The sequence below is a fragment of the Rhizobium viscosum genome, from assembly GCF_014873945.1.
In the GTDB taxonomy this organism is placed as follows: domain Bacteria; phylum Pseudomonadota; class Alphaproteobacteria; order Rhizobiales; family Rhizobiaceae; genus Rhizobium; species Rhizobium viscosum.
Genome location: NZ_JADBEC010000001.1, coordinates 2,706,541 through 2,724,127, shown reverse-complemented (window position 1 = coordinate 2,724,127; position 17,587 = coordinate 2,706,541). Strand labels below are relative to the sequence as shown.

Here is a 17,587-nt window from a genome sequence, read left to right as displayed (position 1 = left end):
CATGGGCGTCTGGATCGACACAGACATGGGGTTCGACGATATCGCCGCCATCATGGTGGTGACGAACGCGGAACTCGACATCGACGGCGTCTCTCTGGTTTTCGGCAATGCGCCGTTGCCGCAGGTGCGCACCAATGCGGCGGGCGCTGCCAAGGCCTTCGGTTGGAAATTTCCGATCCATACCGGTCGCGACATGCCCGTCCTCGGCAGGCTAGAGACTGCCCAGGCGATCCTGGGCGAAAGCGGCATTCCGACAACCGGCAAACATCTGCCACCGGCCCCGATCCTGCCGGATAGTGATGCCTTCGTCGCGCTTTGCCGCTGGCTGGAACTGGAAGGCCCGCACCGCGTTCTGGCGCTTGGACCGCTGACGAATATCGCCGCACTCGCGCTCGCCCGGCCCGATCTTGCCGCCCGCATCACCGAACTCGTCTGGATGGGCGGCGGTGTCACCTCCGGCAATCATACGGCTTCCGCAGAATTCAACGCACTCGCCGATCCCGAGGCGCTGGCGATCGTCATCGCCCACAAGCTGCCGCTGCACATGGTCGATCTCGATCTCTGCCGCAAGGTTCTTGCAAAGCCCGAGGACGCCGATCCGATCCGCACTGCCGGCGGCGCCAATGCCGAGTTGATCGCCGACATGTTTGCCGGTTATATCCGCATCGGCACCAGCCGCGGTCGTCCTGCCATGGCGATCTATGATCCTTCGGCTGCCGTCGCCTTCGTCGCTCCGCAAGTGGTGAGCTTCCGCCCTGCCCGCATCGACGTGGAATTGCAGGGGCAGCATACGCGCGGGCGCACGGTCGTTGAAACCCGCGCCACCCATGCAACGTTTAATGCACAGTTCGCTGCCGACATCGATGCCGACATGGCGCGTGTCATCATTCTCGCCGCTCTGGTCAACGAGGCTCGCAAATGACTGCAACTCCGCGCCAGGAACCCGCCGATCTCAACGAGCCCGCCTTACGCGCCCGTGCCGTCGCTGCGGCCCGCGGCGATGCTCCCTTCGATGTGCTTGTGACCGGCGGCCGTATCCTTGATGCGATCACCGGCCTGATCCGCGAAGCCGATATCGGCCTAGTCGGCGCTTTGATCGCAAGTGTTCACACGCCGGCAAGCCGCATGGACGCTACCAACGTAATCGACGCAACCGGCAGCATCGTCTCTCCCGGTCTCATCGATACGCACATGCATATTGAAAGCTCTATGGTCACGCCGGCTGAATATGCTGAAGCCGTGTTGCCGCGCGGCGTGACGACGATTGTCTGGGATCCGCATGAATTCGGCAATGTCCATGGCCTGGACGGAGTACGCTGGGCGATCGAAGCTTCGCGCAATCTGCCGTTGCGCATGATCCTGCTTGCCCCTTCCTGCGTTCCCTCCGCCCCCGGCCTGGAGCTCGCCGGTGCAGATTTCGATGCCGGCGTCATCGCCGAACTGCTGCGCTCGCCGGCGATCGGTGGCGTCGCGGAAGTGATGAACATGCGCGGTGTCATCGATGGCGATCCGCGCATGACTGATATCGTCAATGCCGGTCTTGTTGCAGGAAAGCTCGTCTGCGGTCATGCCCGCGGACTGGAGGGTGCTGACCTCAACGCCTTTATGGCAGCCGGCGTCACTTCCGACCATGAACTCACTTCGGGCGCCGATCTGCTGCAGAAGCTGGCGGCCGGAATGACGATCGAGTTGCGCGGCTCGCACGATCATCTGCTGAAGGAATTTGTCGATGCGTTGAACGGTATCGGCCACCTTCCACCGACCGTCACGCTCTGCACCGACGATGTCTTCCCCGATGAACTTTATCAGAATGGCGGCCTCGACGACGTCGTGCGTCGCCTCGTGCGCTACGGCATGCGCCCGGAATGGGCATTACAAGCCGCTACCTTCAACGCCGCACAACGCCTGAAGCGCTCCGACCTCGGGCTCATCGCCGCCGGGCGCCGAGCCGATCTCGTGCTGTTCGAGGACATGAGTGAATTCAAGACCCGCGCCGTCATCGCCAACGGTCGCCTAATCGCCGAAAATGGCATGATCAGGGATCGCCTTCCGTCGTTCGACGCCGGGCCGCTCATGCAATCGGTCAAGCTCGTACCGCTTGCCGAAGACGATTTCCGCATTCCCGCCAACGGCAGCAAAGTACGCCTCGCAACAATCGATCGCCCGCGCTTTACCCAATGGGGTGAAGCCCAAGCAGACGTTCGCGACGGCTTCGTCGTGCCACCCGCCGGCAGCGCCATGATAGCCGTCGCGCACCGTCATGGGCTTGCAGACGACAAACCGCGTGTCGGCTTCCTGACTGGCTGGAGTGAGTGGCGCGGCGCCTTCTGCACGACGGTCTCGCATGACAGCCACAACCTCACCGTTTTCGGCGGAAATGCCGGCGACATGGCGCTTGCCGCCAATGCCGTCATTGACGCCGGCGGCGGCATGGCCGTCGCAAAGGACGGCCACATCGAGGCCCTGCTGCCCCTGCCGCTCTCCGGCCTCGTGAGCGATGCCTCCCTGCAGGAAACTGCCGAAGGCTTTGCCGCGATCCGCAAGGCGATGGAAAAAATCGTTGACTGGAAGCCGCCCTATCTGGTCTTCAAGGCCTGCTTTGGCGCGACCCTTGCCTGCAATATCGGCCCACACCAGACTGACCGCGGCATTGCCGACGTCATCACCGGCAAGGTGCTGGAAAGCCCCGTGCTGGAAACGTTTTGAGGCGGCCTACGCCTCAGCCTTGAGCTCCCGCTCTACCAGCGACACCCAATAGGCCGCGCCATAGCCCAGCGCCTCGTCATTGAAGTCGTAGGCGGTGTTGTGATGCAGCGCTCCATCGACAGCCGGGCCATTGCCGAGCCAGACATAACAGCCGGGCGCATTTTGTCCGAAGAAAGCGAAATCATCCCCGGCAGTCGACGGCGGAAAGCTGGTACGCACCTTTTCACCGAACACCGCCTGTGCGGCACCCAGCGCCCGCACGGTCGCATCCGCGTCATTGACGACGGGCGGAATGCGGCGTTCGAATTCATAATCGACCGAAATGCCGAACATGGCGGCGGTTCCCTGCGCCAGACGCCCGATTTCGGCTTCAAGTTGGTCGCGCACCTCAGGCGAATAGGCCCGCGCCGTTCCTCCGATCTCGACAATATCGGGGATGACGTTCAATGCCTTCGGATTGCCGGCTTGGAGTGAACAGGCGCTGACGACGGCCGGCTGAAGGGGATCGACGACGCGCCCGACGATGGTCTGCAGAGACGAAAGGAAAGTGGCCGCAGCTGTGATGGGATCGCGGCCGAGATGCGGCTTTGCGCCATGCGTACCAACACCCCGGAAGGTGACCCGCCAGCTATCCGAAGACGCAAGCTGCGGCCCCTTGACGACCGCGATCTCATCCACGGCAAGCCCGGGCATATTGTGCAACCCATAGACGGCATCGCAGGGAAACTGCTTGAACAGTCCCTCCTCCACCATGCGCTTTGCACCGCCACGGCCCTCTTCGGCCGGCTGGAAGATGAAATGCACAGTGCCGGAAAAACTGCGCGTTTCAGCCAGATAGCGTGCCGCGCCGAGCAACATCACCGTATGCCCGTCATGGCCGCAAGCATGCATTTTGCCCGGCACGCTCGACTTGTAAGGGCGATCCGCCGTTTCCGGCATGGCGAGCGCGTCCATATCTGCCCTCAGCCCAATCCTGCGCGTACCATTGCCGATCTGCAGCGTTCCGACGACACCGGTGCCGCCAAGGCCGCGGTGCACCTGGATACCCGCCTCATCCAGCAGTTTCGCGACGATATCGCTGGTACGCTCCTCCTCGAAGCCGAGTTCGGGGTGGGCATGCAAATCGCGACGGACAGAGGTTAGAAAGGGCAGATCGTTGCTGATCCGGGCGGGAATGCTCATGAGCCTGGATATCCTGTAAAACGAAACGGGCGCCCGACGGCGCCCGCATCAGATCGTTCTTTTTTCAACAAACAGCCCGGCAACGCAAGCCCTAGGCCTCTTCGACGAAGACCTCTTCGCGCTTGCGCTTGACGCTCGGCAGGAAGACGATGATCAACACCGCAACAGCGATCGCGAGCAGCGTAGCACTGATCGGCCGTGTGATGAAGGTCGTGGCGTCGCCGCGCGACAGGATCATGGCGCGCCGCAGATTTTCCTCCAGCAGCGGCCCAAGCACGAAGCCGAGCAACAGCGGCGCCGGTTCGCAGCGGAGCTTCGCCAGCACATAGCCGATCAGGCCGAAGAAGGCGACGGCGTAGAGGTCATAGACGTTGGAGTTGACGCTATAGACCCCGATCGAGCAGAAGGCCATGATCACCGGGAAGAGCACGTAGTACGGCACCGTCAGCAGCTTCACCCACAGGCCGATCAGCGGCAGGTTGAGGATGACGAGCATCAGGTTGCCGATCCACATGGAGGCGATGATGCCCCAGAAAAGCGCCGGCTGCTCCGTCGCCACGTTCGGTCCCGGTACAATGCCCTGGATGATCATAGCACCGACCATCAGCGCCATGACAGGGTTTGCAGGAATACCGAGCGTCAGCAGCGGAATGAACGAGGTCTGTGCCCCGGCATTGTTGGCCGATTCCGGTCCGGCAACACCGGCAACAGCGCCATGACCGAACTCTTCCGGCTTCTTCGAGACACGCTTTTCCACCGTATAGGAGGCAAAGGAGGCAAGGATCGCTCCACCGCCTGGCAGGATGCCGAGCGCCGAGCCAATGACCGTGCCACGAATGACCGGGGCGATCATCTCCTTGAACTCTTCCCTTGACGGCAGGAGCCCCGAAACCTTCGCCATCAGCACGGTACGAGTCTTCTCGCCCTCCAGATTGCGCAGAATTTCCGCAATGCCGAAGACACCGACGGCAAGCGCCACAAAATTCAGCCCGTCGGCATATTCACGAATGCCGAGCGTGAAGCGCGGCGTGCCGGTATAGATATCCGTGCCGACGAGACCGAGCAGCAGCCCGAGGGCCACCATGGCCAGTGCCTTGACGACCGAGCCATGAGCCAGCGCGATGGAAGAGACGAGACCGACGATCATCAGCGAGAAATATTCCGCCGAACCGAACTGCAGCGCGATTGCCGTCAATGGCGGCGCGAAGACCGCCACGAGGAAGGTCGAGACCGACCCGGCGAAGAAGGAGCCGAGTGCGGCAATTGCAAGGGCCGCGCCCGCCCTGCCCCGCCGTGCCATCTGATAGCCGTCGATGGCTGTCACGGCTGATGAGGATTCGCCGGGCATATTGATGAGGATCGCTGTCGTCGAGCCGCCGTACTGGGCGCCGTAGTAGATGCCGGCCAACATGATGAGCGAGGAGACCGGCTCAAGCTGGAAAGTGATCGGCAGCAGCATGGCGATCGTCGCCGTGGCACCGATACCGGGCAGCACGCCAATCAACGTGCCAAGCAACACGCCGATTAGGCAGAAGAACAGGTTTTCCGGGCTTGCTGCCGTATAAAAACCGAGCGCGAGATTGCTGAAAAGTTCCATCGCCGCCTCCTAGAACCGAACCCAGGGGCCGAAGCGTTCGAACGGCAGCCCGAGCCCGTAGCTGAACACCGCCACCGAAAAGACCGTCAGCACCAGCGAAAGGCCAACTGCCATCAGCACGTTCATGCGAGTGGAGGCGAAGCAGGCGATGAAGCACGTCAGGAAGATTGCCGGCGCAAAACCGAGTCCACGCACCGTCAGCCCGAAGAAAATCGGCGCCGGCAGGATGAAGAGCATGCCGCGCCAAGCGAGCGGTTCGATCGGTTCACCCTGAACCCGCACGGCCTGAACGAGAATGATGAGACCAAGCAGGACGAGGATGCCTGACAGGACGAGCGGAAAGTAACCGGGGCCCATACGCAGCGCCGTACCGATATCAAGGTTCAGCGACTGATAGGCGAAAAAGACGCCAGTTGCAGCGAGCAAGGCGCCGCAGATGACATTGGTGGTGTCGAAGCTAAGAGATTTCATAATGTCTCCTGCAGTTGGAGATTGAGCGTCGCTGCGGAAGCTGCAAACACCCTCCTCCCGGCCGGGAAGAGGGTGCAAATGCGGCAGCCAGGCTTAGTCCGCGTATTCGCCGGCTGCTTCGATGACAGGCTTCCAGCGGGCGATTTCGCTCTCGAGCTTCGCCTTCAGCGCAGCCGGTGTCGCATCGGCATCCGACGAGGGAGCAGTGCCAAGCTCGGCAAATCGGGCAGCGACATTCGGATCCTTCAGCGCGACCTGCAGCGATTTCGACAGGCGCTCGTTGATTTCGGCCGGCGTGCCCTTTGGCGTGTAGATGCCGTGCCAGATACCGACTTCGAAGCCCGGCAGGCCGGCTTCGACGGCGGTTGGAATGTCCTTGAACACATCGAGACGTGCCGGCGAGGTCACGGCATAGGCCTTGATCGTGCCGCCCTTGATCTGCTTCGTCGTATTGGTCGTCTGGTCGCACATGATATCGACCTGGCCGCCGAGAAGGTCAGTCATGGCGGGGCCGGTGCCTTTGTAGGGAACAGTCGTGAGTGGCGTCTGGATGGCGCTCATGAACATCATGCCGCAAAGATGGGATGCGGCACCGATGCCGGCATTGGCGACAGTGACCTTGTCCTTGTTCGCCTTCACATAGTCGATCAGGCCCTTCAGATCGGCCGGTTCGAAATCCTTGCGGGCAACGATCGTCATCGGAACATCGGTAACGAGACCGACATATTCGAAGGCGTTCAGTGTGTCGTAGGCGAGCTTGCGGTAAAGCGTAGCGCTGGTCGCCATGCCGATATGGTGCAGCAGGATGGTGTAGCCATCCGGATCGGCATCGGCAACGCGGCCAGCGCCAAGCGTGCCGCCAGCACCGCCGACGTTTTCAACGACGATCTGCTGGCCAAGATCCTTTGACATGGATTCCGCAATGAGGCGCGCGACGGTATCGGTCGGGCCGCCGGCTGCGAAAGGTACGACCATGGTGATGGTGCGTTCGGGATAGGTCTGCGCCGAGGCAGAATAAGCGAGCAGCGAAACGGCAGCGGCGGCGGTCACGCCGAGCATGGCCTTCAGGATTTTCATCGTTTTCCTCCCTGATGAAAATGGGTCGTCCCGCCGGCGCATCCTCCGCACCGGCTCGGATAGCTCATTGCAGGCCGAAAACCTGCGCCCGCAATCGCCGCGCGTAAGGAGGAATGATGATTTTGCGACAGTGCGCTGCAGCATGGGTCGATTTGGAAACAAATGGTTAAAGCGATGGGTGGAAATCCACCCATCGCTTGTCCTTCACCGGTTTGGTGGAAGGACGACCTCACCCGTTTCCAAGAGCGATTTGAGGTTGGAGAGAATTTGCGGCCACCCGCCGGAGACGGCGCCAATGAACTTGGAACCTTCTATCGGCATCGAATGCGTCAGCGTCAGCTTGACCGCCTCGCCGACGGGTTCGAGCTCCATTACGCACCGGGAAAACCCTTCAGCCTTGAGCTCCGGCCTGAACTCATTATGCCACTTCAGGACAAGCCGCCTGGGCGGATCGAATTCGAGGATTTCGCCGGTATCGGTGACGGTTCCGTCGGAGTAGCGCATCTGCCAGGCAGAGCCGACTTTCCAATCGGTTTCGAACTGCACGCCCAGCCAGAATTTCTTCATGAATTCCGACGTGGTGAGTGCCGACCAGAGCTGCTCCGGTGTGGTGCGGATATAGGTGACGTAATTGAATGCGCTGCCAGCCATGATGATACTCCTTTTCGCCAGGGCTTGGTCAGACCCTCGCCGGCAGGCGGGACGATTCATTCGTCTTTGCTGCCCTCGAGGCTCTTCTTGAGATCGGAGAGCACCTCTAACGCGCGGCGCTCGAATTTGCTGATCCAGCGGTCCGCAATCTCGTTGATCGGAACCGGATTGATGTAATGCAGCTTTTCGCGCCCCTGCCGGCGCGTGGAAACGAGGTTCGCTTCTTCGAGAATGCCGAGATGCTTCGTCACCGCCTGCCGCGTCATCTCCAGCCCTTCGCACAATTCGCCGAGCGTCTGGCCGTTGCGCGCATGCAGGCGATCCAGCAGGCGTCGCCGGCTGCCATCCGCCAGCGCTCGAAAAACCGCATCTTCATCCATGCGAATATGGAACCATTTGGTTGCCTATTATGATCTTATAGGCAACCAAATGGTTACCTGTCAAGATATGAATCGAGGACGACCCGCAGACACCGCGATCAAGATCAAATTCGAAAGGAGATCAAAGCTCGCGGCGCATCTCACCAGCCATGTCATTGGCCAGCAGCTTCTTGTCGAGACCGTATTTCTGCATCTTCTCGTAAAGCGTTTTGCGCGAGATGCCGAGCGATTCATAGACCGGCTTCAGGCTGCCGCTATGAGCGACAAGCGCACTCGCAATCACGCCACGTTCGAATTCCGCGACACGCTCAGCAAGCCCTGCGGCCTCAGCTTGCCGGCTGCCGCCATCAAGGCCGAGTACGAAGCGGTCGGCCGCATTGCGCAATTCGCGGACATTGCCCGGCCAGTCGCGCTGCGCGATGTCGGAAACCACATCCGGTGGCACGGCCATGTCGTCTTTGCCGTAACGAGCAGCAGCCTCCCTGACGAGTTGCATGAAGAGCAGCGGAACATCGGCCCGGCGCTGTGAGAGCGACGGCACATGAATGGTCGCGACATTCAGCCGGTAGAGGAGGTCGGCGCGGAATCGGCCACCAGCGACTTCCGCTTCCAGATCGACCTTGCTTGTGGCGATGAACCGCACGTCGAGCGGTACGGTCTCATTCGATCCGAGGCGGGAAATCATTCTCTCCTGCAGCACCCGCAGGAACTTCGCCTGCAGATCAAACGGCATGGAGCCGATCTCGTCGAGCAGGATGGTACCGCCCCTCCCATGCTCGAACTTGCCATAGCGCGGCCGCACCGCCCCCGGAAAAGCGCCGGCCTCGTGTCCGAAAAGCTCGCTCTCGATCAGATTTGCCGGAAGCGCTGCACAATTGATGGCGATGAACGGCCGGCTTGCCCGCGCGCTGATATCATGCATCGCCCGAGCCACTACTTCCTTGCCGGCACCGGTATCACCGACCACAAGCGTATCGGCATCGCTCGCCCCGATCGCACGGATGCGGTAGCGCAGGTCGACCATGATCTGCGTGCGGCCCGGCAGCCGCGCCTCGATGTCGTCGCGCTTACCGGCGACCGCCTTCAACAGTCGGTTCTCCAGCACGAGGCTGCGTCGCTCCATGGCGCGACGGATGACGCCGGCAAGCATCTGCGGCGTGAACGGCTTCTCGATGAAGTCATAAGCACCCTCGCGCATCGCCTTAACGGCGAGCTGCACATCCCCATGGCCCGTGACGAGAATAACGGGCACTTCGGTATCGAGTTCACGGATCTTCTGCATCAGCGTCATGCCGTCCATGCCCGGCATACGGATATCGGTAACGACGACACCGGGAAAACTGTAGCCGATCAGTTCCAGCACGTGATCGGCATTCGAAAAAGTCTCGACGTTGAAGCCGGAGAGTTCCAGCGCCTGTGCGGTTGAGCGGCGCAGTTCCTCTTCGTCATCGACGAGCAATATTTTCTGTTCGTTCATTCCGCTGCCTCCGGCATCGAGCCTACCGCGGCCGAAAGCTCGATACGGAACACGGCCCCACCCTCTGGATGGTTGGAGACAGTCAGGCTACCGCCGAAATCCTTGATGATGTTATAGGAAATGGAGAGCCCAAGGCCGAGGCCTTTGCCCACTCCTTTGGTGGTGAAGAAGGGATCGAAGATGCGCTCGGCAATCGCCGCCGGCACACCAGGCCCATGATCACGCACGGTCAGGATTACTCTGCCGGCCTCTTCGGACGCCGAAACCTCGATGCTCCGGTTTTCCAGCCCCTCGACGGCATCAGCCGCATTCGAGATCACGTTGACCAGCACCTGCTGCAGACGCACCGAGCCCGCCTTGACCACTGGCGGCCGGGGTCCGAGATACAGCCGTAGATCGGCATCCGCAGCCTTGAGCCGCCAGGCGATGATCTCCAGCGTATCGCGGATTGCCTCGTCGAGCGGCACGGGACCGAGCTTCTCATTGGGCTTGCGCGCAAAATTGCGCAGGTGCCGGCTGATCGAGGCCATGCGATCGATCAAACCGCCGATGCGCTGGATATTGTCCTGCGCCTCCTCAGTGCGCCCACGCTCGAGCAGCACGGAGGCACTGTCCGTATAGGTCTTGGCCGCGGCAAGCGGCTGGTTGAACTCATGCGAAAGCGCTGCCGACATCTGCCCGAGACCGGCAAGCTTGCCAGCCTGGATGAGGTCGGCTTGTGTCTGGCGAAGCTGCTGTTCAGTGAGGCGCCGCTCGGCAATCTCCTCCTCGATGCGGCTATTGACACGGGCAAGGTCCGCCGTACGCTCGTCAACTCGCCGCTCCAACTCGTTCCGCGCTTCGGCCTGCAGTTGCAGGCGCTCGGCAAGCCGCATGCGTCGCTGCCGAAGAATGGCAAAAGTCAGGCCGGCAATGCAGAGAACGAGGAAGATGACGACCAGCGCGGTCCGCGCCTGTGCCCGAATGGAGCTTGTGTCCATCAGCACGTTCACCGTCCAGTCTTCAGCTGGCATGTAGTGTGAGAGAACAAGATATTCGCTCTGCTCACGATCATCGGCAAGCGTCATCAGGTCATGATCTTCGAAGCGATGACGGATGACCGGCAGTTCGACGAGCTTTGCATTGGCATAACGCCGCGATGCCTCTGTGCGCGCCACCCGATCCGAACTCAGCGGCAGGATCGCCCCGTAGAGCCAGTCCGGACTGTCGGACATAAAGATGATGCCCTCAGGGTCGGAAACGAAGATGCGGTATTCGCCGCCGCTCCAGGAGGATTCGATCACATCGATATCGACCTTGAACACGATAACGCCACGGATTTCGCCATCCACCCAGATCGGCGAAGAGAAATAATAGCCACGCTTCAGCGAGGTCGTACCGAGTGCATAGAAGCGGGCATGGTGCCCACCGATCGCCTCCTGGAAATAGGGGCGGTAGCTGAAGTTTTCACCGACGAAACTGCCGGGGCCATCATAATTGCTTGCGGCGATCGTCTCGCCATCCGGGCGCACGACATAAATATCGGACGATTTCAGCAGCCCGTTGATTTCCTTGAGGTAGAGATTGGCGTTGTCGCGGAGTGACGGATCGTCCGACCGGCTCACCAACTCCTTGATATCGTCATGGTCTGCAATCAGCGCCGGCAACGCCTCATAGCGGCTGAGATGGCCACTCAGCGCCGAGACCGCGAGCCGGAGTGCCGTACCTGCTTGCGCCGAAGCCTCGCCCATATAGGCGCGCGTGGCGACCGCGCTTCCGTAATAGAAGAAAGCGAAAACCAACAAGGGTGCGGCGCAGAACGCCGCAATGATGCGATAGCGCGCAGACAGAGTCTCGCTCCTCCCTTTCCGCCTCCGCTCCCCGTGGAGGCATAACCCGACCGCTCCAAGTGTAATGAGCGCGATGCAGATTTCCAAGAGGCGCTGAAACTTGACACGTCTCAGGCGCGGATGTCTGATTGCTGCACCGCAAGGAGACCACCATGAGCGACGACCAGATCCCCGAAGACAGCAAGCTCACGACATCCAAACGCCGCTGGGCGGCAGAAGGAAAATTCCTGACCGGCCGTATCAGCCGCCCGGAAACCGAGCGCCTGCCGCCGGGCCAGCATCTGGTCAAGAACTGGCCGGTGCTCGACCTCGGCCAGCAGCCGGTCATTTCCATCGATAGCTGGCGGCTGGAAGTTCGCGGTCTGGTCGAGACGACGCTCGACCTCAGTTGGGCCGCTTTCCAAGCGCTGGAACAGAGCACAATGGTCACCGACATCCATTGTGTCACAACGTGGTCGCGCTACGACAACAAATGGAAAGGTGTTTCGACCCGCGATCTGCTCGATCTCGCCATGGCGAAAGCGGAAGCCGGTTACGTCATGCTGACAAGCTATGACGGCTACACGACCAACCTGCCGCTTTCCGATTTCGCAGCCGAAGAAGCCATTCTCGCCACCTCATGGGAGGGTCTGCCGCTCACCCGCGATCACGGCGGACCAATGCGCCTCGTCATACCGCATCTCTATTTCTGGAAAAGCGCCAAATGGCTGCGCCGCATCGATCTGCTGCCGGCAGACAAGGCCGGGTTCTGGGAAAAGAACGGTTACCACATGTATGGTGATCCGTGGCGCGAGCAGCGCTATTCCGAGGACTGAACCCGGAGAAGCCGCCTGAGGACAAAGACTCCTGCCGCGAGGATCGCTGCAAATCCCGTGAGCGAGACCATGCTTGCCGGATGCAGCGGAATTTCGCTCCAGCGCGGGCGCACGACATCGGCCGTGTTGAAACCTTCACCACTGAAGCGGCAGGTCACCAGCGAGAGCCCGCGCCTGACCATATCGACATCGACGGCCGATGCGATTTTACCGGCCGCCATGGTCTCCTGTGGCATGCCGCGCATGGCGAGCAGCACGGCCTTGGTCGCAGCCAGGTAAGCATGGGCGCATTCGTTGAACGGGCTTTCCTCATCGGTCACGCTGCCTGGTATCCGGCCCCAGAGACAGTAGGAATATTGGATTTCGGCATAATTCAGCACGCGCCGGAAGGGCTCATTGGTATCCGCTGCCGTCGAGGCGAGATCCATGATGCGGCTGCGATAGTCGGAAATGACCGTCATCTCGCCATGCGAGATCTCGGGCACTGGCAGGCCGTCATGACTGCCCTCGCCGCTGCGACTATGCGCGAATGCGCCGCCTGCAGCGAGCAGGGCAAGGACGAAACAAAAGGCGCGCAACACGTTCTTCATAAAGGGTCCGATTCCAATCACAAGCCGACGGCTCATGATGAAAGAGGGAGCCAATGAGGCTCCCTCTCCCGCCACTTATCGATAGGCCGGGCGCAGACCGCTCTTCACGCCAAGGCGCCTTTCCGCCAGGGCGCCGAAGGCAAGGCCGAGCACCGACCAGAGGATCACATGCATGGCGAGCGATGCCGTGCGGAAACGCCACAGCACCGTGGCCGAGAAATTCTCCGGCACTTCATTGATCGGCGGCAGCAGATATTCCACCAGGCCGATGAAGACGACGAACAGGACGCCCGCAATGATCGCCGCATTCCAAGTACCGTAGTTCGCTGCCAGCCGGCGGGCAATCGCAATGGCTGCGACCAACGAGGCAAGTGAAACAACGATCATCAGGAAGAACAGCTCGGTGCGCACGCCGATCGTATCGGGGTTGCCGACGGCCGGCGGATTGGCCGGATATTTGATGGCCGGGACGATAACGATGGCGACGAAGGCGGCAATGGCGATGACGGCCGAGGTGCCGCGCACCGAAAGGCTGCTGAAGCGGCCATGCACGAAGGTAAAGACGAGCGCAAACAACCCGCCGACAGCGATGCTATAGGCCATGACGCCGGTAAAGAGCCCAAGGCCGGCCTGGGTGCCACGGCTGACGATTTCCGGCTCGGCTGCCGCACCAGCCGCCTGCGATGTCGCCTCTTCGAAGGCAATCGCCGCATCGACCACCGGCTCGCCGAAGACGCGCGCGAATACAAAAACCAGGATGCCAGCAATCGCCCCCGCGATCATGCCGCGAAGCAGAAGGTTTCCAACCATGTGAGGCACTCCCTTAGTGACAGGGGAAGCCGAGGAGATGGCGGCCGTCATGCACGAATTCGTGCACATACATGCCGTTAAAGAGCGCCATCGCGCCTTCTTCAGTGCCGACGAAATAGATGGCGATAAGCATCAGCAACCCGCCGAAGATCGCCCATGGCAGAATCTGGCCTACGGGAATTGGGGCGGGCGACGCGACGGGCGCGAAAGTGGTATCAGACATGTATTCCTCCTGGAATGACGCGTTCAGTCGAAGATCTTGCGTGCAGTAGGGTCTGACTTCCAACGCGAAGAATTTCGACACGCTGGTCACAGTGGCGCGACCGCGCCGGACTTTCACCGGCTTCCAAACCCGCAACGTCACGTTTATATCTGCTCGTCAAAGAAACTGTCAACGAAACTTCATAAGCGGGCGGCGGCCATCCCGCCCCATCTCCGGAGGGCGCCGAGCGACGTGACCACTCGCCTCACATGGATAAATCACGGCGCCACGGCGGCAAATCACGCGGCTTCCTTTCCCGCGGATGAACCGCTGGAGGAAAAGGCGGTGAGCGACGCCGCCCTGCCGGCACCAGGACGGGCGGACAGGGTTTTCGCAAGCCCGGCACTGCGCGCCCGACAGACCGCCGAAATGCTGGGCTTCGACGCGACCCTTGCCCCGTCGCTCAGGGATTGCGACTACGGACGCTGGACCGGCAAGCCGCTCATGAGCCTTCATTCCGAAGAGCCGGAAAACCTTGCGCTCTGGATGACCGATCCCGAAGCTGCCCCGCATGAGGGCGAGAGCCTGCAACAGCTTTGCAAACGCATCAGCGGCTGGATGAACGAGGAAATGCCGCTCGGCGGCCATGTCGTCGCAGTCACCCACGCAGCTGTGATCCGCGCCGCGATCCTGGATGTGCTGAAAGCACCGCCCGCATCTTTCTGGACCATCGACGTCCAGCCGCTCGGTATGGTGCGCATGACACATGACGGCCGCCGCTGGTCGCTGCGTTTCTGAATAGTCCTCGTAAATTAGTCCAGCCTTACACAAGCAAACACAGTCATACATATTGAACCCGGAATCCCGGGCTCTACGTCCTTCTCCGAGGAGACGCAAAATGACCTATGACTGGAGTGGGGAGCGCACGCGGCGTATTCGCATCGTGCGTGTCGCAACTGTTGTCGCCGTTCTCGTCGGCGTCATGATCAGCCTGCCATTGCTGATCAACGTCGCCTGAACTGTCAGAGTACGTCAAAGGCGAGCGTGCTACGGCTGCTCGCCTTTCTCTTTGCCGATTTTACTGCGGAATCTGAACGACAGTGGAGAGCTGGCCAAACGTCAGTAGGAAGCCACGCCGGCCAGTCTTGCATCCTGCAGCGTGGAAAGCAGATCGGCTGCTGCGCTGCGCCCACGGCGTATTTGCGCCACCTCATCGGAATAGACGCTGTTTCTCGTACCCGCCGGGAGCGGTGGTAAAGGCACCAGCGACCAAAACACTGCTATCAAGCCGATGATCGCAGAGCGCTTTCAGGCACAGCTGCATGAAGGGCAGATCAGTGTTTGCTGCCCTTGGGTATCGCGGTGCTGGTGATCGAGACCGGATCGCTGGCAGGGAAAGTGCCTTCCAGCCCTTCGTCGAGCTGCTCTTCCATCGTTCCCTTGTCACCCGCCGCACGGGCGCTCCGGAGCACGCTGGGGCGACGATCATCGTCGTCGCGGATCTTCGCCGTAGCAAAACGGCTCATCACTTCCCTCGCCTTTTCGACCGCATTCAGTCGGTTCAATTGCTGGCCGCGGTCGTTCTTGATCTGCACGGAGACGACTTCACCGCCGTCGCCCACGAACTCGACCGTGAAACCGCCTTTGCCGCCATAGGCGGGGATGACCTGGGTGCCGACAAGTTGCATGAGATTGTCCTCTCTCGTGAATGGTTCCGGAAAACGGCTTGGACGCAACATTGGTTCCGCTCAGGACGGCCGGATGTAATCTACCTTCAGCTCCAGCCGCAGCCGCACGATCGGAGAGCGATCACCGTTCTGCACTTCTATGCCCAGCGATCCGTCCGGCCATTGCGGCAAACCGTCGAGCGCCATTTCGGCCAGCACATGCTTTGCCTCTTCCACGGCGGCGAAAAGGTCGGGAAATTCGAGCGGCAGATCGCCCGGAACCGTGCCGTCATTGTCTATGGTCTTGAAATAGAAGTGAGACATCTGCCGCATCCGTTGCGAAAGCATAAAGCGGCAGGCGGCCAAAGGTTTCAAATCGCCGGTAAAATTCAGTGTTCCGCACACTACGTGAGAAAGCTGCGCAGCATGAGAGGAGTGCTCGTTTCCGATGAAAGCGCTACCGAATGCGTGGCATGGTCTCCAACAATTCGCCTTCAGGTTTCAATAAACATTTCAGACTTTCATGGTACTTCCGCCCCGGGTGGAGATGGAGAAGCTCATGCTGGAATTCTTCAGGAGCAGGGCGGGAAGGCAATGTCTGACGATCATGGCGCTCGGTGCAGTGCTGTGGATTTCGGCCGCCCTACTGGATGTCGACAGCTGGCTGGTTTCCTTCATGAGCAGCTTCGAGAACTACGGCGCCGATAAGTTCGTGCTGGCCCTCGGCATCGCCGGCGCGATGAGTTTCATCTATTCCGTGTTGCGCATTGCCGACCTTCGCAAGGAGATGCAGCTTCGCGACTCCGCCCAGGCGCGCGCCGACTGGACCGCCACTCACGATCACCTGACCAAGCTTCCGAACCGCTACGCCTTCGAACGCAAAATCCTGCCCAAGCCCGCCGATAGGGACGGCAATATTCCCGAAGAGGTCAAGAGCAACGTCACGATCTTCTCCGTCGATCTCGACGGCTTCAAGAAAGTCAACGACCTCGTCGGCCACAAGGGCGGCGACGTTCTGCTGGTGGAAGTGGCCAAGCGCATCTGCGCGCTCGGCAATGCCGATTGCGTTTACCGTTTCGGCGGGGATGAATTCATCATCATCGCCCTCGGCATGACCGCAGCACGGGAGGAATGGTTTGCCAAAGTGCTTATCCAGGCGGTCACCCGCCCCATCCTGATCGACGGTTTTGCTGTCGAGGTCGGCGCCAGTGTGGGCTACGACCGCTGGAACGAAGGCGCAGAGCCGCTGGAAGATGCTGCTCACCGCGCCGACCTTGCCATGTACGAGGCGAAATCGCGCGGGCCCAATCATCAACTGATCTTCGAAACGTCCATGCAGGACAAGGTGACGGAACGCGCATCGCTCGAGACCAAGCTGCGCAGCGCCATTCAGAACAGGGCGATCAAGACCTACTATCAGCCGCTGATCGATCTCAGGAGTGGCAGGCTCTGCGGCTTCGAGGCACTGGCCCGATGGACCGACGAAGACGGCATGAATATTCCGCCTCCGGTCTTCATCGGCATCGCCGAAGAAACCGGCATGATCACCGAACTGTTCGAGAACCTTCTCACCCAGGCCTGCAGCGACGCCCTCGCCTGGCCAGACGATGTAAGGCTTTCCTTCAACGTGTCACCCGTGCAGATGGAGGATAAACTCCTTCCCTCGCGTATCTTCAAAGTGCTCGCCGCAAGCCGCCTGCCTGCCAGGCGGCTTGAAGTTGAAATCACCGAAAACGCGCTGATCCAGGACCCAGCAGTCGCCGCCCACATTCTCGATGAGTTGCATGAGGCTGGCGTACAGATCGCGCTCGATGATTTTGGCACCGGTTATTCGAGCCTTGCTCAACTCGCACGTTATCGCTTCGACAAGATCAAGATCGACAAGAGCTTCATCGCGACCTGCCGGGAGGACGAGAAGCAGGAGAAGATCGTTCGCGCCATGCTCGCTCTCGGAAAGAGCCTCAACATCAAGACGACAGCAGAAGGTGTCGAGGAACACGCCCAACTCGCCTCCCTACTGCAGCTCGGCTGCGACATCGGCCAGGGTTATCTCTTCGGCAAGGCGATGCCCGCCGCGGAGGCGGGCATCTTCATCGACAGTCAAAAAGCCAATCTAGCCATTACGGCCTGACC

Annotated in this window: 17 protein-coding genes and 1 pseudogene; 5 read left to right on the top strand and 13 right to left on the bottom strand. The window is 60.8% G+C overall.

The window, feature by feature from the left end:
* Position 1 precedes the first annotated feature (1 nt).
* Both H4W29_RS13375 and H4W29_RS13370 read left to right on the top strand, forming a co-directional pair.
* Entirely contained in the window at positions 2-922 is a 921-nt protein-coding gene (locus tag H4W29_RS13375; protein ID WP_192729331.1) for a nucleoside hydrolase, read from the top strand.
* Positions 919-2,706 carry an adenine deaminase gene (locus H4W29_RS13370; protein ID WP_192729330.1) on the top strand — a complete coding sequence of 596 codons (1,788 nt, stop codon included), beginning with the start codon at positions 919-921 and terminating at the stop codon, positions 2,704-2,706. The genes H4W29_RS13375 and H4W29_RS13370 overlap by 4 nt, the downstream gene beginning before the upstream one ends.
* A gap of 6 nt (positions 2,707-2,712) precedes the next feature.
* Here H4W29_RS13370 and H4W29_RS13365 read toward each other — a convergent pair whose 3' ends face one another.
* The 8 genes and pseudogenes from H4W29_RS13365 to H4W29_RS13330 all read right to left on the bottom strand — a co-directional run bounded on the left by H4W29_RS13365 (position 2,713) and on the right by H4W29_RS13330 (position 11,413).
* On the bottom strand, positions 2,713-3,888 hold the full coding sequence (locus H4W29_RS13365; protein ID WP_192729329.1) for a M20 aminoacylase family protein: 1,176 nt from the start codon (positions 3,886-3,888) through the stop codon (positions 2,713-2,715).
* A gap of 91 nt (positions 3,889-3,979) precedes the next feature.
* Positions 3,980-5,485, bottom strand: a complete 1,506-nt coding sequence (locus H4W29_RS13360) for a tripartite tricarboxylate transporter permease (protein WP_192729328.1) — start codon at positions 5,483-5,485, stop codon at positions 3,980-3,982.
* Positions 5,486-5,494: 9 nt separating this feature from the next.
* Positions 5,495-5,956, bottom strand: coding sequence for a tripartite tricarboxylate transporter TctB family protein (locus H4W29_RS13355; RefSeq protein WP_192729327.1), 462 nt, complete (start codon positions 5,954-5,956; stop codon positions 5,495-5,497).
* A 93-nt stretch (positions 5,957-6,049) separates the two neighbouring features.
* Complete coding sequence (locus tag H4W29_RS13350; RefSeq protein ID WP_192729326.1) at positions 6,050-7,033, bottom strand: tripartite tricarboxylate transporter substrate-binding protein; 984 nt, start codon at positions 7,031-7,033, stop codon at positions 6,050-6,052.
* A gap of 204 nt (positions 7,034-7,237) precedes the next feature.
* Positions 7,238-7,684, bottom strand: a complete 447-nt coding sequence (locus H4W29_RS13345; RefSeq protein ID WP_192729325.1) for an SRPBCC family protein — start codon at positions 7,682-7,684, stop codon at positions 7,238-7,240.
* A 56-nt stretch (positions 7,685-7,740) separates the two neighbouring features.
* Positions 7,741-8,064 (bottom strand): ArsR/SmtB family transcription factor, encoded by a 324-nt coding sequence (locus H4W29_RS13340; protein WP_192729324.1) that lies wholly within the window; start codon positions 8,062-8,064, stop codon positions 7,741-7,743.
* A 121-nt stretch (positions 8,065-8,185) separates the two neighbouring features.
* Positions 8,186-9,541, bottom strand: a complete 1,356-nt coding sequence (locus H4W29_RS13335; protein ID WP_192729323.1) for a sigma-54-dependent transcriptional regulator — start codon at positions 9,539-9,541, stop codon at positions 8,186-8,188.
* Positions 9,538-11,413 (bottom strand): annotated as a pseudogene (locus H4W29_RS13330) (sensor histidine kinase). Before H4W29_RS13330 ends, H4W29_RS13335 begins: the two are co-directional and overlap by 4 nt.
* Before the next feature lie 109 nt (positions 11,414-11,522).
* On the opposite strand from H4W29_RS13330, the gene H4W29_RS13325 reads away from it, so the two are divergent.
* On the top strand, positions 11,523-12,185 hold the full coding sequence (locus H4W29_RS13325; RefSeq protein ID WP_192729322.1) for a sulfite oxidase-like oxidoreductase: 663 nt from the start codon (positions 11,523-11,525) through the stop codon (positions 12,183-12,185).
* Here H4W29_RS13325 and H4W29_RS13320 read toward each other — a convergent pair.
* The 3 genes from H4W29_RS13320 to H4W29_RS13310 form a co-directional block, all read right to left on the bottom strand.
* Complete coding sequence (locus H4W29_RS13320) at positions 12,170-12,775, bottom strand: hypothetical protein (protein ID WP_192729321.1); 606 nt, start codon at positions 12,773-12,775, stop codon at positions 12,170-12,172. The genes H4W29_RS13325 and H4W29_RS13320 overlap by 16 nt on opposite strands.
* Positions 12,776-12,850: 75 nt before the next feature.
* The gene (locus tag H4W29_RS13315; RefSeq protein ID WP_192729320.1) at positions 12,851-13,585 is read right to left on the bottom strand and encodes a CbtA family protein; all 735 of its coding nucleotides are present in this window, start codon (positions 13,583-13,585) and stop codon (positions 12,851-12,853) included.
* Between the two features lie 13 nt (positions 13,586-13,598).
* Positions 13,599-13,808, bottom strand: coding sequence for a CbtB domain-containing protein (locus tag H4W29_RS13310; protein ID WP_007826976.1), 210 nt, complete (start codon positions 13,806-13,808; stop codon positions 13,599-13,601).
* Between the two features lie 231 nt (positions 13,809-14,039).
* Here H4W29_RS13310 and H4W29_RS13305 point away from each other — a divergent pair, with 231 nt between their 5' ends.
* On the top strand, positions 14,040-14,585 hold the full coding sequence (locus H4W29_RS13305) for a histidine phosphatase family protein (protein ID WP_192729319.1): 546 nt from the start codon (positions 14,040-14,042) through the stop codon (positions 14,583-14,585).
* Positions 14,586-15,121: 536 nt separating this feature from the next.
* On the opposite strand, the gene H4W29_RS13300 is transcribed toward H4W29_RS13305, so the two are convergent.
* Both H4W29_RS13300 and H4W29_RS13295 read right to left on the bottom strand, forming a co-directional pair.
* Positions 15,122-15,475 carry a hypothetical protein gene (locus tag H4W29_RS13300; RefSeq protein ID WP_192729318.1) on the bottom strand — a complete coding sequence of 118 codons (354 nt, stop codon included), beginning with the start codon at positions 15,473-15,475 and terminating at the stop codon, positions 15,122-15,124.
* A gap of 60 nt (positions 15,476-15,535) precedes the next feature.
* A complete protein-coding gene (locus tag H4W29_RS13295) occupies positions 15,536-15,778 on the bottom strand; it encodes a DUF6894 family protein (protein ID WP_192729317.1) in 243 nt (80 codons plus the stop codon).
* Positions 15,779-16,013: 235 nt separating this feature from the next.
* Between H4W29_RS13295 and H4W29_RS13290 the strand changes: the two genes are divergently transcribed.
* Positions 16,014-17,585, top strand: coding sequence for a putative bifunctional diguanylate cyclase/phosphodiesterase (locus tag H4W29_RS13290; protein ID WP_192729316.1), 1,572 nt, complete (start codon positions 16,014-16,016; stop codon positions 17,583-17,585).
* Positions 17,586-17,587 lie beyond the last annotated feature (2 nt).